Consider the following 25,525-nt stretch of genomic DNA (forward strand, 5'->3'; position numbering starts at 1 on the left):
GATCTCACGGGCGTTCGGTCCCGAAGCGAAACGACCGCAGCGGCGCCTTCAGCAGGACGTCGCTGCCCAGCGCGGTCGGGTTGGGCACCTGGCCGGAGAACTGGGCGGTGAGCGCGAGCACCGCGCCCTCGCGCGTCTGCTCCCCGCCCTCCTCCTCCGGCTCCGGGACGAGCCAGAAGACGCGGCCGAAGACGGTCCGGCCGTCCGGACGGCCGCCTTCGCGGGTGGAGTAGGTCAGCTGATACCCGGGAATCAGGTTGATGCGGGTCTTGCCCTCGCCGCGGTAGCGCAGCTGCGGGTCAGCTGCCTGCAGCTCCGCCAGCTTGCGCGTGGCCAGCCCCAGGAAGGCCGAGGAGATGTCCCCGCGGTACGGCGGGACGGTCAGCGCGGAGACCGCGTAGGTCTCCTTCGCGCCGCTCTTGCCGGGCAGGACCCCCTCGAGGCGCAGCAGCTCACCGGGCCGCGGGTCGACCTTCGGGAAGTCGGCCCGGTGGATCAGGTTGAACGCGATCGGCTCGCGGACGACCAGCGTCTCGAGCGGGTCGGAGCGCAGGACGGCGTAGGCGGCGGCGAGCAGCAGCACGAACGCCGCGAGCGCGGCGCCGAGCAGCCGGCGGTGCGCGCGCGAGATGCGCGCCCAGTGCGGCCGCGCGAGCTGCGGCAGGGTCGGGCCGAGCTCTTCCCGGACGAGGGACACGGTGCGGGAGTCTACGAGCGCGGCGCCCCGGGGCGGGCTACGGCCCGACGGCGTCGTCGGCCGCGGTGAGCCGCCCGGCCGCCGCCCCGTCGTCGACCGCGATCTCGTAGCTGCCCGGCTTCAGCCCGTCGACCGTCCGCGTGACGAGTCCCGTGGCGGGGACGTCGACGGTGATCGGGGACGGCGTGCGGAGCGTGAACCGGTGCGCCGCGCCGTCGCCCGAGCTGAGCCGCAGCTCGACGCGGAGGAACGGCGCGACCGTGACCTCCGCGGGTGTCACGCGGCCCGGCGCGACCGAGAAGGTCGCGGGGATCCGGATGCCCTCCTCGTCACCGCCGGGGGCGCCCGCTGCGCCGGCCGGTGTCGTCGCCGGCGGCGCGGGGGCGGTCGCCGACGGGGTCGCCGGGTCGGCGGCCGGAGCCCCTGTGGTGGCGGCCGGCGCTGCCGCGGTGCCTTGCGGGGCGGTCGCGGTACCGGGGGCCGTGCCGGTCGTCGCCGGGCCCGGCGAGGCGGGTGCGGCGCCCGTCTCCGCGGCCGCCGCGCCCGTCCTGGCACCGGCGTCGCCGGCCCCCGACGGCGCGTCGTCCGAACCGCAGGCGCTCAACGAAAGGGCGATCAGGACGCATCCCAGCGTCAACGATTTCGGTCGAATGCCGATATAGCGGTCAGAAGGTGACATCAGAAATCCCCGGAGTGAGGTGATCGATCCATGAGCTCGCAGACGCACAATCTCGTCCACTATGACGCCACGCAGCGACGACTCTGGATCGCGGGCCAGCGGTGTCACCACGGTGCCACCGGGGCCCTCATGGCCGGCATCGCGGCAGCCGGGCTGGCCGCCGCCCGGCTGCACATGAGCGGCACCGTGGCGCTGCTCGCGGCCGGCACGCTGCTGATGGCCGACGACTGGCACGACCGCCGTATCTGGTTCGAGCGGGGCTGGCAGAACCAGCCCTGGCCCGACGCGCACGCGTGACCCGCGCCCGCGCCTACTTCGCGGTGTAGGACTGCCCCGGGTCGAGGACGACGACCTGCGCGAAGCCGGCGTGCTCCACGTCGGCCTTGAACGCCTGCGCGTCGGCCTCGATCGGCGGGAACGTGTCGTAGTGGCACGGGATCACGACGTCGGCGCCGACGAACTCGGTGGCGACCACGGCGTCGAAGCGGTCCATCGTGTAGTGGCCGCCGATCGGGACGATCGCGATGTCGATCTTGCCGCGCTTGCCCGGCAGGGCGAGATCGCTGAACAGGGCCGTGTCGCCGAGGTGGTAGATCCGCTTGCCACCGAACTCGATGACGAGGCCGCCCGCGGGCGTGACCGTGCCCTTCGGGGTGGTGGACGTGTGGAACGCCGGCACGATCCGGACGCTGCCCCACTCGTACTCGGCGGTGCCGCCGAAGTTCGTGTCGATCGCGTTCAGGCCCTCCTCGCCCAGCTCGCCCGCGATCTCGGTGATCGCCTGGACGGACGCGCCGGTGCGCTTGGCGATCTCGACCGTGTCGCCGTAGTGGTCCTGGTGGCCGTGGGTCAGCAGGATCGCGTCGGCGGGGACCTCGTCCGCCTTCGCCGCGCCCTTCGGGTTGCCGGTCAGGAACGGGTCGACCAGCACGCTGACGCCTGCGTCCTGCAGCAGGAAGCAGGACTGTCCGAGGAAGGTGATCTCCATGGGGGTGGTTCTCCTTATGTGGGGGGTGCGGGGGTGTCCGGGGTGCCGGCGACGTGCTGCAGCTCGTGCGCGAGCTGGAAGCCGACGGCTGTCCCGATGAGCAGGCCGAGGCGAACCTCCTCGGCGATCAGGACCCTGATCGCCGCGAGGCGCTGCTCGTCGTCCGGGGTGGCCAGTGCCTGGCCGACGGCGGCCTCGTGCGCGCCGCTGAAGTAGCCGCCTTCGAAGAGCGCGTCGTTGAGGATCTTCTGCAGCGCCGGCGCGGCGTGCGTGACGACGTCCTGCGCGTGATCCAGGCGACCCGGCTCGCTCATCGCGGTGACGGCGGCGTCGACCTGCTCGGCGGTGTACGTCGGGGCGTCGGCCATGACGGCCGACTCTACAAACCGCGGGTGGGCCGGACCGCTCAGCGCGGCTTCGTGCGCGACAGCAGCAGCCCGGCGAGACCGCCGACCGCAGCGCCGGTGAGCAGCGCGACGGGGCTGGCGCCGAAGGCGACGACCGACAGGAGCACGACGACGCCGGCGATGACGGCCGTCCCGAGCAGGTCGGCCTCGTCCTCGTCCCCGCGCCGCCGCGCGAGCAGGATCGGGATGACCCAGGCGAGCAGCAGTGCGATCGCGCCACCGTTGCCGCCGAGGACGAACACCTGCTCGTCGGCCTTCGTGGCGAGCACGACGCCGCCGATCGCGCCGAGGCCCCAGATGAGCACGACGGCGACGGGACCGTGCCGCCGCTCGAGCAGCCAGCCGTAGATCGCGACCGGGGTGACGCAGGCCAGCTGCACCCAGCCGCTCTCGTACAGGAAGGGCGTCGTGGCGTAGCGCCAGTACTCGCCGTCGATCGGGCCGGCAACGCCGACCGACACGCGGTCGACCAGGTACAGGACGAGGAAGCCGACGACCCCGAGGGCGGTCAGGACGATCGTGGCGTACGGGCGCGCCGACTCGTCCCCGCGGATGCCCGGGATCTCCCCGGTCCGCAGCGGCCCGAGCGTCGGCCGCGGCATCTTGCGGGACTCCTTGACGCGGGCCTCGCCGTCCTCCCGCTCGATCTTCGGCGCGCGCTTGCGCAGCCGCTGCCCGCAGTACGGGCACTCGGTGATGTACGGGCTCACCTCGGAGCCGCAGCTCTTGCACACGACGAAGAGATCAGGGGTGCCGGCCATCCGCCTCCGATGATAGGCGTCCTGGCGCTTCGGGGTCGCCGTGCTATCGTCATGGGTCGCATGTGGCGCCGCCGCATGCCCGAGGTGGCTTTTCCGTCAGACGAAACTCGCCTCCCCCATCAGACGTGACCCGCCAACCGAATCGGGCGGTCACAGGAAGCGAAGGTTCGTATGACCCCGTCGTTCGCCGATCTCGGTGTGTCCGAGATTGTTTGCAGCACCCTGGCCAAGAAGGGCTTCACCGCCCCGTTCGCCATCCAGAACCTCGTCGTCGCCGACGTGCTCGCCGGCCGTGACGTCCTCGCCAAGTCCCCCACGGGCTCCGGCAAGACCCTCGCCTTCGGCATCCCGGTCGTCGACCGGATCGAGGCGACCGACCGCCGTCCGTCGGTGCTGATCCTGGCCCCGACCCGCGAGCTCGCCTCGCAGATCGTCGAGGACATCCGCCCGCTGGCCCACGCCCGCGCGCTGTCGATCACCGCCGTCTACGGCGGTGTCGGCATCCAGAAGCAGGCCCGTGACGCGGCCAAGTCCCACATCGTCGTCGCGACGCCCGGCCGCCTGGAGGACCTCCTCAAGCGCCGCGCGATCACGCTGTCCCACATCAAGATCCTCGTCCTCGACGAGGCCGACCGCATGCTCGACATGGGCTTCAAGCCCGCTGTCGACCGGATCGTGAACCTCTGCCCGAAGTCGCGCCAGACGCTGTTCTTCAGCGCGACGCTCGACGGCGAGGCCGGCCGGGTCGCGAAGGCGTACACCGAGAACGCCGCCCAGCACGAGCACACGCCGCCGATCGACCCGAAGGTCGCGGCGCGCATCGAGCACCGCTTCCTGTCGGTCGTCCACGAGCACAAGCTCCGTGTCCTGACCGAGGAGCTGCGCCGCGAGCGCGACCTCGCCCTCGTCTTCGTCCGCACCAAGCGCGGCGCCGACCGCCTCGTGCAGCGCTTGACCCGCGAGGGCATCGACGCCGTCGCCATGCACGGCGACAAGACGCAGAAGCAGCGCGAGAAGGCGCTGGCCCGTTTCGAGGCCGGCAACGTCGACGTGCTCGTCGCCACCGACGTGGCGGCGCGCGGCATCGACGTCGCGGGCGTCTCGCACGTCATCAACTTCGATCCGCCGGAGGACCGCGAGGGCTACGTGCACCGCATCGGCCGCACCGGCCGCGCCGGGCGCCGCGGCATCGGCATCACGTTCGTTATGAGCGACCAGGCGCGGGACGTCGGCGCGATCGCCAGCGCGCTCGAGCTGTCCGATCAGTTCGCCAAGGCCGGCCTGCGCGGCGGCGGCTCGGGTGGCTCGTCCTCCTCGCGCGGTGGCTCCGGCGGCGGGAACGGCGGCAGCGCGCGTTCGTCGCGGCCGAAGACCCGCTCGGGCAAGGGTCACACCGGCCCGAGCGAGCGCAACAACGCCGCGGCGCCGACCGGCTACCGCGGCGGCAGCTACGGCGGCGGCAAGTCGAGCGGCTCCTCGCGCTCGGGCGGGTCGCGCCGGTCCAGCAGCCGCTAGCCGGACCCTCTCGGGTGCCGAGACCCGTTCTTCATCACCTTGGGTGATGGAAGACGGGACTCGGCCCCTCAGGTCGCGCTACTAGGGCGCGGTGGCGGCGACGATCTCCGCCATGACCTCACGGAGGTCCTGGTTCGCCTCGTAGACCACGATCTGCCGCTTCGCGCCGTTGTTGCGCTCGATCAGATCGGTCAGGCCGTCCAGGTCGTCGCCCGAGCCGAGGTCCTGCGCGTGCTCGCGCAGCCGGTCGCGCAGACGCCGGGCCAGGGTCTTGGAGGAGACCTTCTCCGCCACGGGGAGGTCGACGAGCTCGCCGTCCATCCCGTGCCGCGCGGCGAGCCACTTGTTCTCGTCGAGCATCTGCCACTGGACGTCGGACAGCGTCTCGCCGCTGTCGTAGCGCTCGCTGAGCTCCTTGACCATCGCCTGGATGAGGGCCGCGAGCGCCAGCGTGTGCTCCACGCGCGTCTGCGCGTCGCAGACCCGGATCTCCACCGTCCCGAAGCGCGGGTGCGGCCGCACGTCGTACCAGAGGTAGGTGTAGTCCTCCATGACCCCGGAGCGGACCATGAAGTCGATCTCCGCGCAGTAGTGGTCCCAGTCCTCGTAGCGCGGCGGGATGCCGACGCGCGGGAAGGCGCGGAAGATCGGGGTCCGGGACGACATCAGGCCTGTCCGGCCCGAGCGCCAGAACGGCGAGTTCGCGCTGAGCGCCTGCAGGATCGGCACGTGGACCCGCATGCCGTTGGCGACGTAGACCGCCTTGTCGGGGTCGTCGACCGCGACGTGGACGTGGAGCCCGAAGATCAGCTCCTGCCGGGCGACGAACCGCAGCGCGTCGATGAGGTCCTGGTACCGGGGGCGGGCGACGATGCGCTGGTCCTCCCACATGGCGAACGGGTGCGTCCCGGCCGAGCCGATCAGCAGCCCCTTGGACGCGGCGGTGTCGCGCACCTGGCCGCGGAGCTTGCGCAGCTGCACGCCCGCGTCCGCGGTGTTGCGCGCCGGGTGCGTGGCGATCTCGAGGACCGACTCCATGAGCTCGGGTTTGATCTCGCCGTCGCTCGAGGCCTCCAGGAGGGACTCGATCGCGTTCTTCAGGTCGTAGCTGACCGGGTCGACGATCATGAGCTCTTCCTCGATCCCGATCGTGTAGGCGTCGCGGTCAGCGCGGAAGGCGTGCTCCATTGGAGCGGATGGTATGGCCCGAGTGGCGGTCCGTTACACGTCGTTTTCCGGGTATCGTCCGGTTATGACCACTGCCGAGATGACCAGCACGCGCCTCGAGGAGCTCCTCGGCGCGGACGCGGCGACCCTGTTGGAGCACCAGTGCACCACGGTCGCGGCGTCTGACCTCCACCTCCCGGGCCCGGATTTCATCGACCGGGTCTGGCTCGATTCCGACCGCTCGCCGCAGGTGCTGCGCAACCTCGCCGCGCTGCGCGACAGCGGTCGCCTCGGCGGCACGGGCTACGTGTCGATCCTGCCCGTCGACCAGGGCATCGAGCACTCGGGCGCCGCGTCGTTCGCGCCCAACCCGATCTACTTCGACCCCGAGAACATCGTGAAGCTCGCGATCGAGGGCGGCTGCAACGCCGTCGCCTCCACCCTCGGCGTCCTCGGCGCGACGTCCCGCAAGTACGCCCACAAGATCCCGTTCGTGGTCAAGCTGAACCACAACGAGTTCCTGTCCCTGCCCGAGACCTACGACCAGATCATGTTCTCGTCGGTGCAGCGCGCCTACGACCTCGGCGCGGTCGCGGTCGGCGCGACGATCTACTTCGGCTCGCCGGAGTCCGGCCGCCAGATCGTCGAGGTCTCCCGCGCGTTCGAGGAGGCTCATCGCCTCGGCATGGCCACGATCCTCTGGTGCTACCTGCGCAACTCGGCGTTCAAGGTCGACGGCGTTGACTACCACACGGCCGCCGACCTCACCGGTCAGGCGAACCACCTCGGCGTGACGATCGAGGCGGACATCATCAAGCAGAAGCTGCCGGAGCTGAACGGCGGCTTCAACGCGATCAAGGTCGGCAAGACGCACAAGCTCGTCTACGAGAACCTGACGACCGACAACCCGATCGACCTCACCCGCTACCAGCTCCTCAACTGCTACATGGGCCGCGCCGGCCTCATCAACTCCGGCGGCGCGTCGTCGGGCGAGAGCGACCTCGCCGAGGCCGTCAAGACCGCCGTGATCAACAAGCGCGCCGGCGGCACGGGCCTGATCTCGGGTCGCAAGGCGTTCCAGCGTCCGATGGACGAGGGCATCGGCCTGCTGAACGCGATCCAGGACGTCTACCTCAACGAGGCCGTCACCGTCGCGTAGCGACCGCTACGCCGTCACCGTCGCGTAGCGACCGCTACGCCGTCACCGTCGCGTAGCCCGTCTGTCCCGGCGCTGTGCCGGGACGACCGCCGTTCTGCAACGCCGGGGGCCTGCCGCCCGGCGTTGCTGCTTCTCTCCCCGGATGGACGCGAAGACCGCACTCGGCTGGCTCATCGTGATCGCCGCCGTCGCGATCGCCGCCGCGACGGCCGGCGGCGGGGGCGGGGGCGGGGGCAGCGCCGATCAGGCCGGCCGGCTCGCCGTTCGCCCCGGGCAGACGGTCGCAGCCCAGGTCACGCGGGTCGTCGACGGGGACACGGTGCGCGTCCGGGCGCCGGGCGCCGCCACCGAGACGGTCCGGTACATCGGGGTCGACACCCCGGAGTCCGTCAAGCCCGACACGCCGGTCGAGTGCTACGGGAAGGAGGCGAGCCGTCGCAACGCCGAGCTCGTGTCCGAGCAGTCCGTGCGGCTGGTCGTCGGGGCCGAGCCGCGCGACCGCTACGGGCGGCTGCTCGCCTACGTGTACCGGGCGCGGGACGGGCGGTTCGTCAACGAGGCGCTGGCCGCCGAAGGCTTCGCCCGAGCCCTCACGATCCCGCCGAACGACCGCTTCCAAGGCCTCTTCGAACGCCGCGTGTCAGCCGCCAAACAGGCGCGCAAAGGGCAGTGGGGCGCCTGCTGAACGCCCTCCCGCGACGACTTCGTCGTCATAATCCTCTACCCTTTCGGGAGTTCATGGGCGTGCGGCAGAACCTTCACCAGCTGGAACAGGCGTTCGTCGAGGAGACGATCGCCGACCGCGAGCGCCGCGAGGCGCTGCAGCGCCAGATCGTCTCGCGCAGCCGTCAGCGCGAACTCGACAAGGTGCACAAGAAGGGGTCCCTGCGCTTCGTGGCGCTGTGCCTCGTGCTGATCGCGACCGCCGTCCTGGTGACGGCCGCGATGTTCGAGACGCTCTACATCGTGATGGGCTGAGCGGCGCTCAGCCGTCGCTGAGGGACTTCAGCGCGTCGTCGACCGCGGCGCTGAAGCCGCCGGCCGGTACAGCGGGACGATCGCCGTCCGCGGCACGCTCCGCCTGGATCTCGAGGTAGACCTCTTTCCGGAACACCGGCACGTCACGCGGTGCCTGGATACCGATGCGGACCTTCTCGCCCATGATCGACAGAACGGACACCTCGATGTCGTCGCCGATCATGATGCTCTGATTGGACTTGCGTGTCAGGACGAGCATTGGGTCGCCTCCCTGGTTCCCTGCGCTGCCGTGGGATCCACGGGACGCACGAGTTGTTGTGCCTGATGACGACGGGACAACTTGGGTGCTGCGACGTACCTGCCCGGCGTCGTCGCTGCCCCGTCGACGAGCATGCTTTCAGGTTGTGCACCGGCGCGCCACCGACAGGCCGTTTTGCAGCCCATTCGTATAGGGTCCGTGGTCGATATGGCTCGTCGTTCCTTGCGTCCCCACCTCAATCAGATCCGCACCTGGGTGCAGCAAGGGCGCACCGATGCGTGGATCGCTCACCAGCTGGAGGTCACGGTCCAGCAGATCGATGCGTTCAAGCGCGAGAACGAGCTCGTTCCCGGCGCTTCGGTCGACGGAGGGCCCGCTGCGGACTTCGACGACGAGATCGACCTGCGCGCCCAGGACGACGAGCTGATCGCCGCCGAGCTCGAGAAGGCCGAGGCGGAGCGCCTCGTGCGCGAGGCCGAAGAGGCAGCGCTGGCCGCCGCCGAAGCGGAGAAGGCCGCCGCCGAGAAGGCCGAGCGCGCTGCGCGTGGCGAGGAGGAGCCCGAGGACGAGGCCCCGCGCCGTCGCGGCCGCCGCGGTGGTCGTGGGCGCGGCAAGAAGAAGTCCGCCGGCCCGCTGGAGGCGACGTTCGACCACGGCGAGGAGGGCTACGGACTGTGGCTCGATCCCGCGGTCGCCGACGACGCCGTGTACGCCGAGCACTGGGCGGGCCACCGTCCCGTCGTCGTCGTGGTCGAGGAGGACCAGATCATCATCCGCCGCGCGGGTGAGGACGAGGCTGCCGAGGAGCCGGACGAGAAGTAGTCCCCGCGTGCCGCAGTGGCGGCACGCCCCATGGGGCCGGCGCGAGCCCTACGCGTCCTGCTCGAGCTCGATCCGCCGGCCGCCGGCGAAGTCCTGCGCCTCCCGCACGTAGCGGAAGAAGGTCGCGTCGGCGACGACGCGCTCGTCCCACGCCCATGGCGCACCGGGGGCAGTGGCCGCCGCGAGGTCGAGGCACCAGCTCGTGCCGCGGTCGTAGAGCTCGACGAGCTCGTCCGTGGTGAACGTCCCCCCCAGCCGGCGCCTGAGCTCCGCGTGGAGCGCGTCGCAGACCCGGTCGACGGCGATGCGCTTCGCCCCCTCGACCTGTGCGGCGAGTTGGTCGCCGGCGCGCCACTGCTGGTAGGCGAGTTCGAAGCTGCTCACCCGCCCGACGGTAGCACCGGGCGCTACGGGCCCTTGGGGAGGCCCCGCACCACGAACGGGCGCTCGGTCGGGCGGACCATGCCGCGCCGACGGGCCTCGAGCTCGAGCGTCCCCTTGGACTTCAGGGCGCTCTGACGCTGCTTGAGCCGCGTGTTCTCCCGCTGCAGACGCTGGACCTCGGCCTGCTTGGCGTCGGACTCGGCGAGCGTCGAACGCAGCGACAGCAGCGGGCCGACGAACAGCGCGGTGATGCCGAGCAGGACGCACAGCAGGGCCATGCGGCCGACGCGGTCCCAGCGGATCCGGCTGCCGGGCTGCCGTGCCGCGGTGGCGCGAGCGGGCGCGCCACCGCGGACCGCCCGCACCGGTGGCCGCGGCGTGCCCGACCGGCGATGCGGGTCGGGGACGTCGGGACGCGGGGCACGAGCGGCAGCCATCGGACTGCCATTCGGCTCGCCCCCACCATCTCCTTCCGCGGCCGGCGGCTTGCACGACGGCGACCACCGGACCTGGCCGAAAAGCCGACCCGGCCGGCCCCGGCCGGCCGGCGATGGCTAGGAGCGGAAGATGCCCCGGCCCGGGTAGGACGCGGCCGAGCCCAGGGCCTCCTCGATGCGCAGCAGCTGGTTGTACTTCGCCACGCGGTCGGAGCGGGACGGCGCACCGGTCTTGATCTGCCCGCAGCCCGTCGCGACGGCCAGGTCGGCGATCGTCACGTCCTCGGTCTCCCCCGACCGGTGGGACATCACGGAGGTGTAGCCCGCCGCCGTCGCCATGCGGATCGCCTCGAGCGTCTCGGTGAGCGTCCCGATCTGGTTGACCTTGATCAGGATCGAGTTGGCGGTCGCGGAGTCGATGCCGCGCTTCAGGCGCTCCGGGTTGGTCACGAAGAGGTCGTCCCCGACGAGCTGGATCTTGTCCCCCAGCTTGTCGGTGAGGAGCTTCCAGCCGTCCCAGTCCTCCTCGTTCATGCCGTCCTCGATCGACAGGATCGGGTACTTCTCGCACATCTGCGCCCAGTAGTCGGCCATCTCGGCGGACGTGAGCTTACGGCCCTCGTGGTGCAGGTCGTAGAGCCCGTCCGCACCGTGGATCTCGCTGGTCGCCGGGTCCAGGGCGATCGCGATGTCGGTGCCCGGGGTGTAGCCGGCAGCCTCGATGCCGGCGACGACGACCTGCAGCGCCTCCTCGTTGGAGCCGAGGTTCGGCGCGAAGCCGCCCTCGTCGCCGACCGACGTCGCCATGCCCTGGTCGTGGAGGAACTTCTTCAGCGCGTGGAAGACCTCGGCGCCCATGCGCAGCCCCTCGGCGAACGAGGACGCGCCGCACGGGATGACCATGAACTCCTGGAAGTCGACCGAGTTGTCCGCGTGCGAGCCGCCGTTGAGGATGTTCATCATCGGGACGGGCAGCACGCCGACGTCGTCGCCGCCGAGGTGGCGCCAGAGCGGCTGGCCCGCCTCGGCGGCGGCCGCGTGCGCCGCGGCGAGCGACACGCCGAGGATCGCGTTCGCGCCCAGGCGCGACTTGTTCGGCGTGCCGTCGAGCTCGATCAGGGCGTTGTCCAGGCCCGCCTGGTCGGCGCCGTCGCGGCCGGCGACCGCGGACGCGATCTCCTCGTTGACGTTGCCGACGGCCTGCAGGACGCCCTTGCCCAGGTACGCGTCGCCGCCGTCGCGCAGCTCCGTGGCCTCGAACTCGCCGGTCGACGCGCCGGACGGGACGGCGGCACGACCGTGCGCGCCGGAGTCGAGGGTCAGCTCGACCTCCACGGTCGGGTTGCCCCGCGAGTCGAGGATCTGGCGGGCGTGGACGGTCTTGATCGTGCTCATGGCGGGGAGGGTTGACCCTTCTTGGTGGTCGCTTGGGTTCAGGGGGCGCCGGCGGGGTCCGCTAGGCGCCGTTCTGCAGCATGGAGCGGGCGTAGACCTGGAGCTTCTGCTCCTCGGTCAGCGTGGCCCAGGTGAGGCCCTCGGCGGCAGCGAGCGCCTCCGCGGCCTCGATGCGGGCGCGGTACCGGGTGGCCGACGAGCGCAGGGAGAGCTCGGGGTCGACCTTCAGCTTGCGCGCCACGTCGACCGCGGCGAACAGCAGGTCGCCGAGCGCGGTGAACGCCGCGTCGCGGTCGCTGTCGACGGCCTTCAGCGTCTGGAGGGCCGTCTCGAGGACCTCGTAGGGGACGCCGTCGACGTCGAGGCCCGCGGTGGCCGCGCGCCGCTGGACCTTGCGGGCGTAGAGCGGCCCGGGCAGGTTCTCCGGGACCTCGCCGAAGATGCCGCGCTCGCGCCCGGGCTCTTCCTGCTTGATCTGGTCCCAGTTGCGCAGGACCTCGCCCGCGTCCGCCACCTCCACCGCACCGAAGATGTGCGGGTGGCGGTGGATGAGCTTCTGCCGGGTGTGATCGGCGACCTCGGCCAGCGACCCGCCGCCGCGCTCCTCGAGCAGCAGCGACAGGAAGTGGACCTGGAAGAGGACGTCCCCCAGCTCGTCGAGGAGCTTGCCGTCGTCCCCGCTGTTGGCGGCGTCGGCGAGCTCGTAGGCCTCCTCGAGCGTGTGCGGCACGATCGAGCGCTCGTCCTGCTCGCGATCCCAGGGGCACTCGACCCGGAGCTGACGCGTCAGCTCGTCAAGCGCTTGGACGGCGGCTGCCGCGGCGGCGGGGTCACTGCTCACCGCCCGCAGGGTACCGTCCAAGCGGCTCGGACGGCGCTACGGCGTGGCGGGCGCCGTGTCGGGCTGGACCGGCACCTGCGTCTGCGGCGCGGGCGTCGCCGGGGCGGCACCCGTGGACGTCGTCTTCGCCTTCGGCGCGTTCTTGCAGTCCTGGGTGATGAAGCCCTTGCGGCAGTCCGTCTTGTCCTTCCACTTCTTCTGGAAGGTCTTGACGAAGGTGTCCAGCGCCTTCTGCGTGTTCTCCTGGGAGACCACCTGCTTGATCGTCGCGGTCGCCTGGGCCTTGGTCTGTTGGCTCTTCGGCGTGATCTTCTGGACCTTGAAGACGTAGTAGCCGAAGTTCGTCTTGACCGGACCGGTCAGCGCGCCCTTCGCGGCCGAGAACACCGCGTTGTCCAGCGCCTTCTCCTGCTGGCCCTTGGACACCGCGAGCAGCACGCCGCCCTGGCTCTTGGAGGCCTGGTCGATCGAGACCTTCTTCGCGACCGTGCCGAACGAGGCGCCGCCCTTGATCTGGCCGATGGCGCTGTCCGCCTGCGCCTTGGTCTTGGTCAGGATGATCCGCAGGTCGCGGCGCTCGGGCTGGGCGAAGCGCGCCTTGTTCTTGTTGTAGTACGCGGTGATCTGCGCGGGCGTGACCTTGTCCTTGCCCTTTGTCACCTTGGTGCGGAGCTTGTTCGAGAGCGTGTCGAGGCGGACGCGGTAGAGCAGGTCGCCGAGGGTCATGCCGGACGACTTCAGGAACTTCTGGAAGTCGGCCTCCTTCGGGAACGACTGCTTCTTCGTGGTGTCGAACGCCTTCTGGACCTCCTTGTCGGTCACCTTCACCGACTGGTCCGAGGACTCGCCCGAGATCCACTCGGAGGAGATCAGGAACTGCAGGACCTGGTCGCGCAGGCCTTCGTACTCGGTCTTGCACTGCGTCTTGAACTGCGTGGCGTTCTGCTTCGGCTGGCCCTTGGCCGGCTTCGGCGCGGTCTTCGTCTTGTTCGCGACGCACGCCTTGAACTCGGGCGGGTCCGGGAGCGTGACCTTCGGCTTCGTGCCGGCGGCGGCCGCGGCCGGGTCGGAGGCGCCGGCGGAGGAGATCGCAGCGATCTCGAGCCAGTGCTCGAAGGTCGTCTTCTTGATCGTGACGTCGCCGACCTTGACGACCGCGCTACCCGGGATGCCGCTGTCGCCTCCGCAGGCGGTCAGCAGGGCAGCGGACACAAAAAAGGCGCACAGCGCCGAGAACGAACGAGTTTTAGCCATGTCCCTGTTGATGGTAGGGAACTCGGTTCCGGGACGTCTCACCGGGCAGCACGTCCGGGGCCTGGAGTCAAGGCGAGCTGGGAGTCGCCTGTGCGCCGGCTGTGCCTCGGAAGTTCGCGCAGTCGGCGACGGCCAGGTCTGCTCGGCAGAACGTCTGCGCCCGCCAGCGCCGCGTGAACTCCCGCGTGAACCGGTCGAGCGCTGCGCCCTTCTGCTGCTGGGTGCCCTTTGCGACGGCGGCCTGCAGCTTGGAGGAGCTGACGTTCAGCTCGACCCGGCGCCGCAGGTCGGCGGGTGTCATCCCGGACGACTTCAGGAACCGCTGGAAGTCCGCCGCCTTCGGGTAGGAGCGCTGCTTCTCGGCAGCGAACGCCTTGTCGATCTCGGCCGCGGTGACGGTGAGCCCACGGCGCTCCGCCTCGCGGGTGATCCGGATGCCCGAGATCAGGAACTGCAGGGCCTGGTCGCGGAAGCCCTTGGCTGCCGCCTTCCGCGATGACGCGGGCTGGCCCGCGGTGGCCGGGGCGGCGCGGCGGACGACCGCGACCCAGTGGTCGAGGGTCGCGCGCGTGATCGGCTCGCCGCCGACCGTCGCCACGGCGTCGGCGGGGATCGCGGCGACGCCGGCCGTCGGCGTGCTCGCGACGGTCCCCGTGCTGACGGCAGCGTCCTTGCCGGTCGACGAGCCGTCCCCGTCGTCCCCACCGCAGGCGCTGAGGGTCGACGCAGCGATCAGGACGGCGACGAGGCTGGGGACAAGGCGGCGGCTGGACACCCGACGATCATCCCGGATCCGGCGTATGGCCCGGTCTCGTTCCGGGCTCAGGTCGCGCTCGGGCCGGGTCTCACGCGCCGAGGCGGGTGACGGCGAGCAGCACGTCCGCGGCCTTGACGACGGCGGGGAAGCGCTTGGCCGGGTCCTTGTCGACCTTGACCGACAGCTGGCTGCGGCCCGGCTCGTACAGGCAGCCAGGGAGCTGCTCCTTCAGCGCCGTGACCTGGCTGCCCTCGATGTCCACCGGCGTGACGGACAGCCGGTCCTGCTTGAAGGAGACCGCGCGGACGCCGGCCTGCCCGAGCTTGATGCGGGCCTGCTGCAGCTGGATGAGGTGGTCGACGGGCTCCGGCACGGGACCGAAGCGATCCTCGAGCTCCTCGTGCAGGGCGCCGAGGTCAGCGAGGTCGCGCGCGCCGGCGATCCGGCGGTGCGTGTCGATCTTGGCCTGCTCGTACGGGATGTAGTCGGCCGGGACGTAGGCGTCGACGTTGACGTCCATCCGCACCGGCTCGCCCTCGTCCTCCCCGTCGACGGCCGGTCCAGCCGCCGCGACGGCCTCGTCGAGCATCGCCATGTAGAGCTCGAAGCCCAGGGCCGCGACGTGGCCGGACTGCTCGTCGCCGAGCAGGTTGCCCGCCCCGCGCAGCTCCAGGTCGCGCATGGCGATCTTGAAGCCGGAGCCGAGCTCGGTGTAGTCGCTGAGCGCGGTCAGGCGCTTCATCGCGTCCTCGGTCAGCGAGGCGTGCGAGGGGTAGACGAGGTACGCGTAGGCGCGCTCGCGGGACCGGCCGACGCGTCCGCGGATCTGGTAGAGCTGGCTCAGGCCGAACAGGTCCGCGCGCTCGACGATCAGCGTGTTCGCGGTGGGGACGTCGATGCCGGACTCGATGATCGAGGTGGCGACGAGCACGTCCGCCTCACCGCGCAGGAAGGTCAGCATGCGCTGCTCGAGGACGGTCTCCTCCATCTGGCCGTGGGCGACGACGAACGACATGTCGGGGCACAGTCCGCGCAGCCGCTCGGCGGTCTCGTCGATCGACTCGACGCGGTTGTGCAGGAAGAACGCCTGGCCGCCGCGGGCCTTCTCGCGCTCGAGCGCCTGCTTGAGCAGCGGCTCGTCGTACTCGCCGACGTAGGTCTTGACCGGACGCCGGCCCTCGGGCGGGGTCTCGATGACGCTGATGTCCCGCAGCCCGGCAAGCGACATCTGCAGCGTGCGCGGGATCGGCGTGGCGGACATCGCGATGACGTCGACCTTGAGCTTGAGCTGGCGCAGCAGCTCCTTCTGCTTGACGCCGAAGCGCTGCTCCTCGTCGACGATCAGCAGGCCGAGGTCCTTCGGCCGCATGTCCTTCCCGAGCAGCCGGTGCGTGCCGATCAGGATGTCGACCTTGCCGTCGTTGAACGCGCCGATCGCCTCGCGCTGCTCCTGCGGGGTGCGGAAGCGGGACACGTGCGCGATCGTGAACGGGTAGTCCTTCAGCCGTTCGGAGAACGTCCCGAAGTGCTGCTGCGCGAGGATCGTCGTCGGCGCGAGGACGAGCACCTGCTTGCCGTCGTCCGCCGCCTTGAACGCCGCGCGCAGCGCGACCTCGGTCTTGCCGTAGCCGACGTCGCCGCAGACCAGGCGGTCCATCGGCCGGGCCGACTCCATGTCGACCTTGACCTGGTCGATCGCCTCGCGCTGGTCGGCGGTCTCCTGGTGCGGGAAGCGGCCCTCGAAGTCCCGCATCCAGTCCGAGTCCTCCGGGAACGAGTGGCCGACGCGGCGCCGCCGCTCGGCGTAGAGGTTGATGAGCTCGCCCGCGAGCTCCGAGGCCGCGCGACGGGCACGCGACTTCATCGTCTCCCACGACTTGCCGCCGAGCTTGGAGAGCGGCGGGTGGCTGCCGCCGGCGCCGACGTACCGGCTGATCTTCGCCAGCTGGTCGACCGGCATGAACACCTTGTCCGTGCCGGCGAACTCGAGCTCGAGGTAATCGCGCGTGATGCCGGCGACGGTCTTCGTCTCGAAACCCGCGAAGCGCGCGAGGCCATGGTCCTCGTGGACGATGATGTCGCCCGTGCGCAGGTCCGCGAACGACCGCAGCGCCCCCTTGCGACGCTGGCGGACGGACTGCCCGCCGGTGCGTTCGGTGCGCTTGCGGCGGAAGAGGCGATGCTCGGGCAGGATCGCGAGCTTCAGGCCGGCGGCGATGAAGCCGTCGCGGAGCGTGGCCTCGGCGAAGTTTAGCGCTGGCTCCGCGTACGGGTCCTTGTTGCTGACGATGTGGTCGTTCGCGCCGAACCAGCGGGCCTTCAGACGCGCGAGGTTGTAGGCGGCGCGCTCACCCTCGCCGCGGCGCGGCCAGGCGACGAACGTGCGGTAGCCGGAGCGGACGAGCTTCTCGAGCTCCGGCTCGGCCTCCTTCAGCGACCGGGCGGCGAGCTCGGCCGACTGCGCGCGGAACTCCATCTCCTGACCGGAGTCCAGGCTCGACAGCGCGATCGAGGTGCGCGCCTTCAGCGTCGCGGTGATGGTGTCGGGATTGACGTAGAGGTCGCGGGCGTCCGTGTCGTGGAAGGCCGCGGTGACGTCCTGCCAGTGGTCGGCGAGGGCGGGCTCGATCTCCTCCTCCGCGGCGATGACGATCGCGGCGTCGTCCGGTGCGAGGTCGAGGAAGGCGTGGAAGCGGTCGACGGGCAGCAGCTGCGAGACGTCCGGGCGCTCGTCGTCGTCTGCCAGCAGCGCAGCCTGCTCGGCGGCTTCGCGGTGTTCGGCCGCCAGCTCGGCCGCCGGGGCGATCTCGACGCTGTCGGCCTCCCCCAGGGACCGCTGCGTGAAGGTCGAGAACCAGCGCAGCGACTCGATCTCGATGTCGAACAGGTCGACGCGGATCGCGCGGTCCTCGGTCGCGGGGTAGACGTCGAGGATCCCGCCGCGGATGGCGAACTGGCCCCGGTCGTCGACCTGGTCCACGCGCTCGTACCCGGCGGCGACGAGCTCCAGGGAGACCTCGTCGAGGTCGAGCAGCTCGCCGACCTTCAGCGTGAACCCGTGCGGCCTGAGCGCCGGATCGGGGATCTTCTCGCTGAGCGCGACCGCCGAGACGACGATCACGGGCGGCTCCCCGTCGGCGGCGGGGTCGTCCGCGGCCACGAGCGCGTCGAGGGCGGCGATCCGCAGGCCGGTCAGATGCGGCGGCGGCGCGAGGTGCGACTCGTACGTGACGCCGCGGCTGGGATAGAAGCGGACGGGACGCGGCTCGAGCCAGGTCCGCAGGTCGACCGCGAGGTCACGCGCCTGGCGGTCGTCCCCGGCGACGACGATCGCGGGCCGGCCCGCGGCGAGGGCGCCGTCGACGCCGTCGAGCAGCGCGGCCAGCAGGTACGGCCGCATCGTCTGGGAGACGAACGCGCGGCCGCCCTCGGTGGCGAGCTTGACCCCGTCGGGGCTGTCGGCGAGATGGGCGAGGAGCGGGCGGAGGGACATGGCGGGACGCACGACGGCCGCGCGGGTGGCGCGGCCGGGGGTTGGCCAGTCTACGAACCCGGCGCTGCTTTCGGCCACCCCACCCCCGCCCATGCCGCCTCCAGCGTGCCGAAACCCGGCGAGCATCAGACTGGGTGATGAGAAACGGGTTTCGGCGGCTTGGGCGGCCGCCGCGGGACCTCGCGGACCGGCTTGGGCGGGGATGGGGCCGCCGGAGCGGTCAGGCGGCGGTGGCGTCCAGGTTCAGGCGGACGTAGTCGATCGTGATGCGGCCGTCCGGGGACGCCGCGGACAGCTCGGCCGCCACGTCCGCGACGAACGACTCGTGCAGCTCGGCCGGGAGGCGCTCGAGGTGGGACCCCAGCACGATCGTCGACAGGTACTCGAGCGGCTCGTCCGGCTGGACGGGCCGCTCGACGAGCGTGGCGCTGACGTCCGTGAACCCGGCAGCGCGCAGCCGGTCCGTCGCGTCCTGCGGCGTGCTGAAATTCCACGGACCGGCCCAGCCGGACAGGTAGGGCGCATACGGGTCGCGAGCGCCGACCGCCCGCGACGCGGCGTGCGGCCCGGCGACGTTGCCGGCGCCGCCGCACTGGACGACCAGCTGTCCTCCGTCCCGCAGCGCCCGGCGCAGGGCGGCGAAGAGCCGGGCATGGTCGGGGATCCAGTGGAAGGTCGCGGTCGAGAGGATCGCGTCGACGGTCCGGCCCGGGCCGAGGTCCAGCTCGGCCAGGTCCTGCACGAGCAGCTCGGTGCCGGCGGGCAGCCGCTCCGCCGCCACGTCGATCATGTCCGCCGAGCCGTCGACGCCGATGACGCGGCCCCGCGGGAGGCGGTCGATCAGGGCCTCCGTGACGCGCCCGCTGCCGCAGCCGGCATCGAGCACGGTCTCGTCGCCGGCGAGCTGCAGCCGGTCGAGGACCTCCCGGCCCAGCTGCTCCATGAAGTCCGCAATGCGGTCGTACGACCGCCCGTTCCAGTCACGAGGTGTTGAGTGCATGGCTGTACGTTATCACGTACAACCGTTATTGCATACACCCATCTGCGATCACGGTCAGGGCGAGGGCAGGTCCTCGGTCAGGACGTCGACCCGCTCCCGGAGCTCGCGCACGTCGCCGACGAGCTCCGCCTCCCCGGAGGCCTGCGAGCTGACGGCCAGCCCGACCAGGCGCGCGTGGACGGTCCGCAGCGACGCGTTCACCTGCTCCATCTCGCCGTAGGCGCCGCGCAGCATCGCGTCGAGCCGGCCCAGTTCGGCGTCCTGCGCGCGCAGCGCCGCGACCGTCGCCTCGTCGCCGATCCGCGCGAGCTGCTCGATGCGGTCGCGCAGCGCGCGCCGGTCCTGCGTGACCAGGTAGCCGTAGAGCCGCTGCGACCGGCCCGCTGCGCCCTCGAGCGCGGCGACCAGCTGCGCGACCTCCTCGCGGACGTCGGCGAACGAGAGGTCCGACTCGGTGATGGTCCGCACGATGCCGCTCTGCTCCGCCCGCGCGGCGTCGAGCTGCGCGCGGATCTCGGGCGCGAGCTTCGCCGGGTCCAGGCCGGCCCGCGTCGTGCCGCCGTGCCCGCGGGCGTACGCGCGATCGCCGACCGCCTCGGCCTCCTTCTCGTCGAAGAACGTCAGCGCCGCGAGCGCGGCGTAGGCGACCAGCGCGATGACCAGCAGCCACGTCGCCCCCAGCACGATCGCGGCGACCGCGACCGCGGCGCCGACGCCCACCGTCACGGGCTTGGTGAGGGCGTTGACCGCGAGCGCGCGCTGCAGCTCGCTTCGGGTCGGGGGACGGCGATCGGGCGTGCTGTCGCGGCGCACGGGTTAGAAGAACGACGAGATCGAGAGGTACACACTCTCGATCTGCTTCGGGTCACCGGTGAAGGCCTTGCCGCCGGACGCCGCCGCGACCGCTTCGAGCGCGGACCGGTTGGCCTCCCTGCCGTAGGCGATCGTGTAGAGGCGGACCGTCGAGCCCTCGCTGCGGGCCTGCGCGTCGAGCGTGCGCCGGAGGGCGTCGTCGGTGCCGGTGGACGACGTGTCCTCGCCGTCGGTCAGCAACACGACGGCGTTTATGCGCGTGTCGTCCTTCAGGTCCTGTACCTCTTTCAGCGCGTCACCGGCGGCATCGATCCAGGCGGTCTCGCCCCCGGCCAGCAGGTCGCGCACGGTGGCCCTGAGCTTGGCCTCGTTCGTCGCGAAGCGGGCGACCGGCACCCCGCGGAAGACCTGGTTGTTGAAGAAGATCAGGCCGATGCGATCCCGCGGCGAGAGCTGCGCGAAGAAGCGCTCGAGCCCCTCCTTGGCCTGCTCGAGCTTGTTCTCCTCCCCCATCGAGCCGGAGACGTCGACCGCCAAGACGACGTTCGCCGGCTTGCGGTCCTCGCGCCACGCGGCCTTGACGCGGGCGAGGACCTCGGGCTGGGGCAGCGACAGCACGCGCTGCGGCTCGTCCGGGTCGACGCCGTTGGCGGCGTTCACGGGGGCCACCGGCCGGGCGTCCGGATCGCCAGGGCGGAACCCCGCCCGGGCGGCGACCGCCGCCGTCACGTTCTTCGTCAGGAACCCGACGAACTGGTCCGCCGCCGCCTTGAGGTCGGGCGTCACCCACGGAGCGGCAGGGACGATCAGCGGGTTGTCGGAGAAGAACGTCCCCTCCGACGGGTAGATCCCGACGAGCTTCGTCGCGCTGCCCCGCGTCTGGTTGAACTGGACCAGGGTCGCCTCCTCCATCGCGACCGCGCTCGCGTAGGCAGGCCCGTACTTCTTCAGCTGCTCGGCGAAGAACAGGGTGGTGTCGCCGTAGTGGACGATCGCCCGCTCGATCGCCCGGATCTGCGTGCGGACCTTCGCGGAGTTGACGTCGGCGACCGTGAGGCCCTCGCGCTTCCCGGTCGCGGAGTAGTACTCGGCGGCGACGGCGCTCAGGCCGGACGTCGAGAAGTCCGGGTTCGTGTGGCCGAGGCGGAAGCTGCCGTACTCGGGCTTGCCGAGCTTGCGCAGTCCGTCCGGGTCCTGCGCGAGCCGCAGGACCGTGTCGAAGCCGACCGGCTTCTTCGGCCACCCGAGCGCGCGGGCCAGCGGCTCCCACATGGCGATGACGAGCGGGGTCCGCGCCAGCGACGGGTTCTCGTCCGGGACCCACGGCTTGTCGGCCTCGTAGTTCAGCAGCCGGCCCCACAGCGAGGACGCCGGCGACCAGATGGCCGGCTTCAGCGTCCCGCGGGCGATCTGGCGCTGCGCGTCCCCGGAGGCGACGTTGCGCCCTTCCACGAAGACCGTCTTGCCGCCGACCTTCACGCCCTGGTCGTTGAACGCCTTGATCTGCTCGGCCACGAGCGACTCCTTCTCGGGCGAGTACGCGAACTCGACCACGAGGGCGCCGGACGGGGCCTTCGCCCCGGCCGGGCTGCCGGCGGACGTCGAGGCCCCGTCGTCCCCACCCCCGCCCGCGACGACGACCGCCACGATCACGGCGACGACGGCGAGCACGATGACGGCGAGGCGGCCTTGGGACACGCGCGAAGCGTACCGGCCGCCCCGGGGCCCGACGAGGGGCGCTGTTACAGCTCGAGGTCGCCGCGGACGATCCGCTCAGCGGCGTCCGCGGCGGCGGTGACGAGCGCGTCGACGTCGGGGGCCGGCTGCTGCCACCGCCCCAGGACATAGCCCGCGACGATCTCCGGATCGGTCGAGTCGGGGCGGCCGACCCCGATCCGCACACGGGCGAAGTCGGGGGCGCCGAGATGGGCCTTCAGGGATTTCAGGCCGTTGTGGCCCGCGAGGCCCCCGCCCAGGCGCCAGCGGACGTCGGCGAACTTCAGGTCGATCTCGTCGTGCAGGACGAGGACGCGCTCGAGCGGCAGCTTGAGCGCACCGCGAGCCGGGCCGACCGCGCGGCCCGAGTCGTTCATGAACGTCTGCGGCGCGAGCACGGCGACACGCGGGCCGGCGGGGACGACGCCCGGCGGGGTGGTGCGGCCCTCGGCGAAGCGGCCCGCGTACTTGTCCTTCGCGCGTGGCAGGTCCCAGCGACGCGCGAGCTCGCCCAGGACCTGGAAGCCCACGTTGTGGGGGGTCCCGTCGTACTGCGCACCGGGGTTCCCCAGGCCGACGACCAGCCAGTCGACCGGCGGGGATGAGCGGCCGAAGGCCATGACGTGATCGCCTTCGCCGGTCCGGGGCGCAGCGCGCCCCGGCCGGGGGTCCTACTCGGAGTCGCCCTCGCCGTCGGCCGACGCGTCGGCGTCGCCCGCGTCCTCGTCGCCCACGCGCTCGGTCTCGGTCTCGAGCTCGTCCTCCGCGGCGTCCTCGGCGGCGGCGTCGATCGTGGGCGGCGTGACGGTGACGAGCACGACGTCATCGGTCTCGTCGAGCAGCGTGACTCCGGCCGGCATCGTGAGCGCGTCGAGCCCGATCGTGTCGTTGACCTCGACATGGGCGACGTCGAACTCGATCGTCTCGGGGATCTCGTTCGGCAGCGCCTCGATGTTCACCTCACGCGTGATCTGCGTGATGATGCCGCCGTTCTTGGCGCCCGGGGAATCGTCGCCGTTGATGAGCTCGACCACGACGATCGCGGCGATCGGCTTCTTGAGGTCGACCCGGACGAGGTCCAGGTGGATGATCTCGCCGCGGACGGGGTGACGCTGCGTCTCCTTGACGACGGCGGAGGTGGTCTTCCCGTCCAGGTCCAGCTCGAGGACCGCGCCGGAGCCGGCGAGCGCGTTGCGCAGCTCACGGGCGTCGACGGCGAAGGACTGCGGGTCCTGGCCACGGCCGTAGATGACACCGGGCACCTTGCCCTCGCGCCGCAGGCGGCGCGTGGCGCGGGAGGAACCGGTCTCGCGGCTGGAGATCTGGAGGGTCGTGGAAGTGTTCGTCTGGGCCATGAGCGACCGACCATGCTAGCTGAGCAGGGCCGATCGGCGTCGCCCGGTCCGGCGGGACGCAGGCCCCGCCGACGTCCCCTCAGGTCCCCCCGCCGACCCGCGGCGGGAGCGACCGGATCTGCTTCGTGCCCTTGAAGATCCGCTGGACGTCGAACCATGCCGGCTTCTTCACGCCGGCGAACGTGATCAGCCCCTTCTCGTGGATCGGCGGGTTCGGCCGCGGGTTGCCGCCCTGCCAGCCCGGCCGCACGCGGAACTCCTCCATGGCCCAGTACATGGCGCCGGCGAGCCACGGCTTCGTCGCGTAGACGCCGAAGTGGTAGTTCACGAAGTCCTGCTGGAACTCGTAGGTGCCCTTCTCCTCGACCGGGCCGCTGCGGTTCGCCTCCGCGCCGGTCTCGGTGATCACCAGCGCCTTCTTCGGGTAGCACGCGTGCACGGTGTCGAGGTAGGCCGACATCAGGGTGCGGTCGGCGACCTGGCCGTTCGGCCCGGGGTACCAGCCGAAGTACTCGTTGATGCCGAGGACGTCGAGCGGCGCGTACTCCGCCTGGCAGCCGGCGGCGGGATAGCCGGCGACGGCGTAGCCGACCGGCCGGGTCGGGTCCATCCGCTTCGCGGTCTTCGCCGCCTTGGCGAGGTAGGCGCCCTGGACGGCGCCCGGCCGCGAGCTCAGCTCGTTGCCGACCGACCACACGACGATCGACGCGTGGTTGCCGTTCTCGGTGATGTTCGACGCGAGCTCCTTGGCGGCGAGGTCGCGGACGAGCTTCTTCTTCAGCTCGGTGGTCCGGACCGAGTACACCGGGATCTCGGACCAGTTCATGATGCCCTGCTTGTCGAGCTGCTCCAGCGTGTACGGGTGGATCGGGTAGTGGCTGCGCACCATCGTCGCCCCGAGCTCCTTGGCCGAGGCGACCTCCCGGTCCCGGATCTTGTTGTTGATCGCGAACCCGAGCTTGGGGTCGTCCTCGTGCATGCCGAGGCCGCGGAAGTTGAGCGCGCGCCCGTTCAGCAGCCACTTGCCGTCGACCACCTTCACCGACCGGATCCCCGAGCGCAGGAAGTAACTCTGGAGCGTCCGGCGCGTCGCGGCCTTCTTGCCCTTCGCCTTCTTGCCGGCGACCGTCGCCGCCAGGCGGACCGTGTAGAGGTTCGGGCTGCCCGGCGCCCACAGCTTCGGGTTCCTCACGGTGATGGTCCGCGAGAGCGAGCGGAACCCGCCCGCGCTGATCGTGGTCGACCCCAGGTCGAGCTTCTGCGTGCCGTACGTCCCGGTCACCCGCGTCGTGACGCTCCCGGGCCCCGCGTTGCGCAGAACCGTCTCGACCTTCACCTTGGCGTCGCACGTGGTGCAGTCGATGGTCGGCCGGACGAGCACGCGCGAGAAGTCGACCTTCTCGACCTTGCGCAGGTACACCTCGCGCAGCAGACCGCCGTAGTTCCACCAGCCGCCCGTGGGTGCGCCGGCGACGGACAGGCCGGCCGGCGGGAAGTCGTACGCGAAGCGATGGTTCTCGACGCGGACGACCAGCCGGTTCGTCCCGCTCCGCTTCAGCAGGCCGTTCGGGAGCCGGATCTCGAACGGGAGGTAGGCGCCGCGGTTGGAGCCGATCGCCGTCCCGTTGAGGAACACGCGCGAGCGGTAGTTGACGGACTCCAGGCGCACGACCCACGAGAGCGACTTGTCCGCGCTGGGCAGGCGGAAGTCCTTGCGATACCAGCCCACCGAGCCCTGGAAGGACTCGAGCGACTCATCGGTCGCGTTCCAGGCGTTCGGCACCTTCACGGGACTCCAGCCGGCGGTGCCCGTCTGGTCCTCGAAGTGCTCCTTCAGCCCCACCTCGGCCTTGTCGAGCCGGAAGAGCCACGAGCCGTTCATGAGAATGCGGCCGGACGGGCCGTACTCGTACAGCGGCTTCCCGTTCGGGACGCTGCCGGCGGCGTGGGCGGGCGCCTGCGGCAGGACGACCACCGTCGCGAGCAGCGCGAGCAGCAGTGGCAACAGCACCAGGCGGTGGCGCCGGGCAGGGCGTGCGGGCACGGCGACGGGGGTCGGCACGAACGAGGAGGTGTGGGTCATGGGGTGCGGTGCTCGCAACACGGGCTCGCGGTCGCGGTTGCGGCCGGGGCAGTGTCAGTGGGGGAACGTGGCGTCAGCAGGATGCTTCGTTGCCGATGCGGGGGCTGATGCCGCGCAGCTGGACGCGGGCCCCGTGGATGAAGGACCAGCTCTTGCGGACCGCGACGCACTGCACGAAGGTCGCGCCGTCCTTGTCGAGGTCGCTCCACGCGACCCGGGTCAGGCCCGAGGTGGTCGAGAGCTTGTACGACGTGTCGCTCTCCATCAGCAGCACGCGGACGTTGCCGTCGGTGCGCAGCGCCCGCGCGTTGCGGCGGACGATGGCGGCGCAGGCCGGCTTCTCGTCGCAGTCCCCGAGGCGCTCCAGCATCGCGGTGGCGTCGCCGCGGGCCTGATCGCGGAGCAGCGCGACGACATCGCTGCGCTCGGAGCCCGAGGCCGCAAGGTAGCGCGCAAGCTCGACGGAGACCGCGAGGAAGACGATGACGGCGGGGACGATCCAGACGCGGCGGGGCAACGCCGCGCAGGCTACCCGTCGACCCGGTCCCCGCGCCGCACCACCTGT

The 25,525-nt window shown here is 71.4% G+C and carries 27 protein-coding genes; 6 read left to right on the forward strand and 21 right to left on the reverse strand.

The window, feature by feature from the left end:
• Positions 1-4 precede the first annotated feature (4 nt).
• Positions 5-697, reverse strand: a complete 693-nt coding sequence (locus DSM112329_RS21595) for a hypothetical protein (protein WP_354698624.1) — start codon at positions 695-697, stop codon at positions 5-7.
• 37 nt (positions 698-734) lie between these two features.
• The gene (locus tag DSM112329_RS21600; protein WP_354698625.1) at positions 735-1,301 is read right to left on the reverse strand and encodes a hypothetical protein; all 567 of its coding nucleotides are present in this window, start codon (positions 1,299-1,301) and stop codon (positions 735-737) included.
• Positions 1,302-1,406: 105 nt separating this feature from the next.
• Here DSM112329_RS21600 and DSM112329_RS21605 point away from each other — a divergent pair, with 105 nt between their 5' ends.
• Positions 1,407-1,673 carry a hypothetical protein gene (locus DSM112329_RS21605; protein WP_354698626.1) on the forward strand — a complete coding sequence of 89 codons (267 nt, stop codon included), beginning with the start codon at positions 1,407-1,409 and terminating at the stop codon, positions 1,671-1,673.
• Positions 1,674-1,686: 13 nt separating this feature from the next.
• On the opposite strand, the gene DSM112329_RS21610 is transcribed toward DSM112329_RS21605, so the two are convergent.
• From DSM112329_RS21610 to DSM112329_RS21620, 3 genes are read right to left on the reverse strand one after another with little or no spacing between them, the layout of a single operon-like run.
• A complete protein-coding gene (locus DSM112329_RS21610; RefSeq protein ID WP_354698627.1) occupies positions 1,687-2,364 on the reverse strand; it encodes a metal-dependent hydrolase in 678 nt (225 codons plus the stop codon).
• A gap of 14 nt (positions 2,365-2,378) precedes the next feature.
• The gene (locus DSM112329_RS21615; protein WP_354698628.1) at positions 2,379-2,732 is read right to left on the reverse strand and encodes a hypothetical protein; all 354 of its coding nucleotides are present in this window, start codon (positions 2,730-2,732) and stop codon (positions 2,379-2,381) included.
• Positions 2,733-2,770: 38 nt separating this feature from the next.
• Positions 2,771-3,532: a rhomboid family intramembrane serine protease gene (locus DSM112329_RS21620; RefSeq protein WP_354698629.1), complete on the reverse strand. Its 762-nt coding sequence runs from the start codon at positions 3,530-3,532 to the stop codon at positions 2,771-2,773.
• Positions 3,533-3,730: 198 nt separating this feature from the next.
• On the opposite strand from DSM112329_RS21620, the gene DSM112329_RS21625 reads away from it, so the two are divergent.
• Entirely contained in the window at positions 3,731-5,047 is a 1,317-nt protein-coding gene (locus DSM112329_RS21625; protein WP_354698630.1) for a DEAD/DEAH box helicase, read from the forward strand.
• Positions 5,048-5,128: 81 nt separating this feature from the next.
• Here the strand turns inward: DSM112329_RS21625 and DSM112329_RS21630 are convergent, their stop codons facing one another.
• On the reverse strand, positions 5,129-6,235 hold the full coding sequence (locus tag DSM112329_RS21630; protein WP_354698631.1) for a carboxylate-amine ligase: 1,107 nt from the start codon (positions 6,233-6,235) through the stop codon (positions 5,129-5,131).
• 79 nt (positions 6,236-6,314) lie between these two features.
• Here DSM112329_RS21630 and DSM112329_RS21635 point away from each other — a divergent pair, with 79 nt between their 5' ends.
• From DSM112329_RS21635 to DSM112329_RS21645, 3 genes are all read left to right on the forward strand, one after another.
• Entirely contained in the window at positions 6,315-7,373 is a 1,059-nt protein-coding gene (locus tag DSM112329_RS21635; RefSeq protein WP_354702517.1) for a class I fructose-bisphosphate aldolase, read from the forward strand.
• Positions 7,374-7,515: 142 nt separating this feature from the next.
• On the forward strand, positions 7,516-8,058 hold the full coding sequence (locus DSM112329_RS21640) for a thermonuclease family protein (RefSeq protein ID WP_354698632.1): 543 nt from the start codon (positions 7,516-7,518) through the stop codon (positions 8,056-8,058).
• A gap of 59 nt (positions 8,059-8,117) precedes the next feature.
• Entirely contained in the window at positions 8,118-8,351 is a 234-nt protein-coding gene (locus DSM112329_RS21645; RefSeq protein WP_354698633.1) for a hypothetical protein, read from the forward strand.
• Positions 8,352-8,358: 7 nt separating this feature from the next.
• Here DSM112329_RS21645 and csrA read toward each other — a convergent pair whose 3' ends face one another.
• Positions 8,359-8,610: a carbon storage regulator CsrA gene (gene csrA, locus DSM112329_RS21650; protein WP_354698634.1), complete on the reverse strand. Its 252-nt coding sequence runs from the start codon at positions 8,608-8,610 to the stop codon at positions 8,359-8,361.
• A 207-nt stretch (positions 8,611-8,817) separates the two neighbouring features.
• Here csrA and DSM112329_RS21655 point away from each other — a divergent pair, with 207 nt between their 5' ends.
• Entirely contained in the window at positions 8,818-9,432 is a 615-nt protein-coding gene (locus DSM112329_RS21655; RefSeq protein WP_354698635.1) for a hypothetical protein, read from the forward strand.
• A gap of 48 nt (positions 9,433-9,480) precedes the next feature.
• On the opposite strand, the gene DSM112329_RS21660 is transcribed toward DSM112329_RS21655, so the two are convergent.
• The 14 genes from DSM112329_RS21660 to DSM112329_RS21725 all read right to left on the reverse strand — a co-directional run bounded on the left by DSM112329_RS21660 (position 9,481) and on the right by DSM112329_RS21725 (position 25,477).
• The gene (locus DSM112329_RS21660) at positions 9,481-9,816 is read right to left on the reverse strand and encodes a hypothetical protein (RefSeq protein WP_354698636.1); all 336 of its coding nucleotides are present in this window, start codon (positions 9,814-9,816) and stop codon (positions 9,481-9,483) included.
• A 23-nt stretch (positions 9,817-9,839) separates the two neighbouring features.
• Complete coding sequence (locus tag DSM112329_RS21665; RefSeq protein WP_354698637.1) at positions 9,840-10,253, reverse strand: septum formation initiator family protein; 414 nt, start codon at positions 10,251-10,253, stop codon at positions 9,840-9,842.
• A gap of 117 nt (positions 10,254-10,370) precedes the next feature.
• A complete protein-coding gene (gene eno, locus DSM112329_RS21670; RefSeq protein ID WP_354698638.1) occupies positions 10,371-11,648 on the reverse strand; it encodes a phosphopyruvate hydratase in 1,278 nt (425 codons plus the stop codon).
• 61 nt (positions 11,649-11,709) lie between these two features.
• On the reverse strand, positions 11,710-12,489 hold the full coding sequence (locus DSM112329_RS21675) for a MazG family protein (protein WP_354698639.1): 780 nt from the start codon (positions 12,487-12,489) through the stop codon (positions 11,710-11,712).
• A 36-nt stretch (positions 12,490-12,525) separates the two neighbouring features.
• On the reverse strand, positions 12,526-13,743 hold the full coding sequence (locus DSM112329_RS21680) for a peptidyl-prolyl cis-trans isomerase (RefSeq protein ID WP_354698640.1): 1,218 nt from the start codon (positions 13,741-13,743) through the stop codon (positions 12,526-12,528).
• Positions 13,744-13,810: 67 nt separating this feature from the next.
• Entirely contained in the window at positions 13,811-14,518 is a 708-nt protein-coding gene (locus DSM112329_RS21685; RefSeq protein WP_354698641.1) for a SurA N-terminal domain-containing protein, read from the reverse strand.
• 70 nt (positions 14,519-14,588) lie between these two features.
• A complete protein-coding gene (gene mfd / locus DSM112329_RS21690; RefSeq protein ID WP_354698642.1) occupies positions 14,589-17,993 on the reverse strand; it encodes a transcription-repair coupling factor in 3,405 nt (1,134 codons plus the stop codon).
• A 220-nt stretch (positions 17,994-18,213) separates the two neighbouring features.
• Entirely contained in the window at positions 18,214-18,993 is a 780-nt protein-coding gene (locus DSM112329_RS21695) for a methyltransferase domain-containing protein (protein WP_354698643.1), read from the reverse strand.
• A gap of 54 nt (positions 18,994-19,047) precedes the next feature.
• Positions 19,048-19,806 (reverse strand): hypothetical protein, encoded by a 759-nt coding sequence (locus DSM112329_RS21700; protein ID WP_354698644.1) that lies wholly within the window; start codon positions 19,804-19,806, stop codon positions 19,048-19,050.
• Between the two features lie 3 nt (positions 19,807-19,809).
• Positions 19,810-21,504, reverse strand: a complete 1,695-nt coding sequence (locus DSM112329_RS21705; protein WP_354698645.1) for a VWA domain-containing protein — start codon at positions 21,502-21,504, stop codon at positions 19,810-19,812.
• Between the two features lie 44 nt (positions 21,505-21,548).
• Positions 21,549-22,142 carry an aminoacyl-tRNA hydrolase gene (gene pth, locus DSM112329_RS21710; protein ID WP_354698646.1) on the reverse strand — a complete coding sequence of 198 codons (594 nt, stop codon included), beginning with the start codon at positions 22,140-22,142 and terminating at the stop codon, positions 21,549-21,551.
• Between the two features lie 51 nt (positions 22,143-22,193).
• On the reverse strand, positions 22,194-22,877 hold the full coding sequence (locus DSM112329_RS21715; protein ID WP_354698647.1) for a 50S ribosomal protein L25: 684 nt from the start codon (positions 22,875-22,877) through the stop codon (positions 22,194-22,196).
• Between the two features lie 79 nt (positions 22,878-22,956).
• Positions 22,957-24,960: a glycoside hydrolase family 2 TIM barrel-domain containing protein gene (locus DSM112329_RS21720; protein WP_354698648.1), complete on the reverse strand. Its 2,004-nt coding sequence runs from the start codon at positions 24,958-24,960 to the stop codon at positions 22,957-22,959.
• A 73-nt stretch (positions 24,961-25,033) separates the two neighbouring features.
• Positions 25,034-25,477, reverse strand: a complete 444-nt coding sequence (locus tag DSM112329_RS21725; RefSeq protein WP_354698649.1) for a hypothetical protein — start codon at positions 25,475-25,477, stop codon at positions 25,034-25,036.
• Between the last annotated feature and the right edge of the window lie 48 nt (positions 25,478-25,525).

The organism is Paraconexibacter sp. AEG42_29 (assembly GCF_040581415.1).
Lineage (GTDB): Bacteria > Actinomycetota > Thermoleophilia > Solirubrobacterales > Solirubrobacteraceae > Paraconexibacter.

Excerpts from the sequence above, each read along its gene's own strand:
- DSM112329_RS21605 (WP_354698626.1), top strand. The coding sequence starts at position 1,407 with ATGAGCTCGCAGACGCACAATCTCGTCCACTATGACGCCACGCAGCGA.
- DSM112329_RS21610 (WP_354698627.1), bottom strand. The coding sequence starts at position 2,364 with ATGGAGATCACCTTCCTCGGACAGTCCTGCTTCCTGCTGCAGGACGCA.
- DSM112329_RS21615 (WP_354698628.1), bottom strand. The coding sequence starts at position 2,732 with ATGGCCGACGCCCCGACGTACACCGCCGAGCAGGTCGACGCCGCCGTC.
- DSM112329_RS21620 (WP_354698629.1), bottom strand. The coding sequence starts at position 3,532 with ATGGCCGGCACCCCTGATCTCTTCGTCGTGTGCAAGAGCTGCGGCTCC.
- DSM112329_RS21630 (WP_354698631.1), bottom strand. The coding sequence starts at position 6,235 with ATGGAGCACGCCTTCCGCGCTGACCGCGACGCCTACACGATCGGGATC.
- DSM112329_RS21635 (WP_354702517.1), top strand. The coding sequence starts at position 6,315 with ATGACCAGCACGCGCCTCGAGGAGCTCCTCGGCGCGGACGCGGCGACC.
- DSM112329_RS21640 (WP_354698632.1), top strand. The coding sequence starts at position 7,516 with ATGGACGCGAAGACCGCACTCGGCTGGCTCATCGTGATCGCCGCCGTC.
- csrA (WP_354698634.1), bottom strand. The coding sequence starts at position 8,610 with ATGCTCGTCCTGACACGCAAGTCCAATCAGAGCATCATGATCGGCGAC.
- DSM112329_RS21655 (WP_354698635.1), top strand. The coding sequence starts at position 8,818 with ATGGCTCGTCGTTCCTTGCGTCCCCACCTCAATCAGATCCGCACCTGG.
- DSM112329_RS21665 (WP_354698637.1), bottom strand. The coding sequence starts at position 10,253 with ATGGCTGCCGCTCGTGCCCCGCGTCCCGACGTCCCCGACCCGCATCGC.
- eno (WP_354698638.1), bottom strand. The coding sequence starts at position 11,648 with ATGAGCACGATCAAGACCGTCCACGCCCGCCAGATCCTCGACTCGCGG.
- DSM112329_RS21680 (WP_354698640.1), bottom strand. The coding sequence starts at position 13,743 with ATGGCTAAAACTCGTTCGTTCTCGGCGCTGTGCGCCTTTTTTGTGTCC.
- mfd (WP_354698642.1), bottom strand. The coding sequence starts at position 17,993 with ATGTCCCTCCGCCCGCTCCTCGCCCATCTCGCCGACAGCCCCGACGGG.
- DSM112329_RS21695 (WP_354698643.1), bottom strand. The coding sequence starts at position 18,993 with ATGCACTCAACACCTCGTGACTGGAACGGGCGGTCGTACGACCGCATT.
- pth (WP_354698646.1), bottom strand. The coding sequence starts at position 22,142 with ATGGCCTTCGGCCGCTCATCCCCGCCGGTCGACTGGCTGGTCGTCGGC.
- DSM112329_RS21715 (WP_354698647.1), bottom strand. The coding sequence starts at position 22,877 with ATGGCCCAGACGAACACTTCCACGACCCTCCAGATCTCCAGCCGCGAG.
- DSM112329_RS21720 (WP_354698648.1), bottom strand. The coding sequence starts at position 24,960 with ATGACCCACACCTCCTCGTTCGTGCCGACCCCCGTCGCCGTGCCCGCA.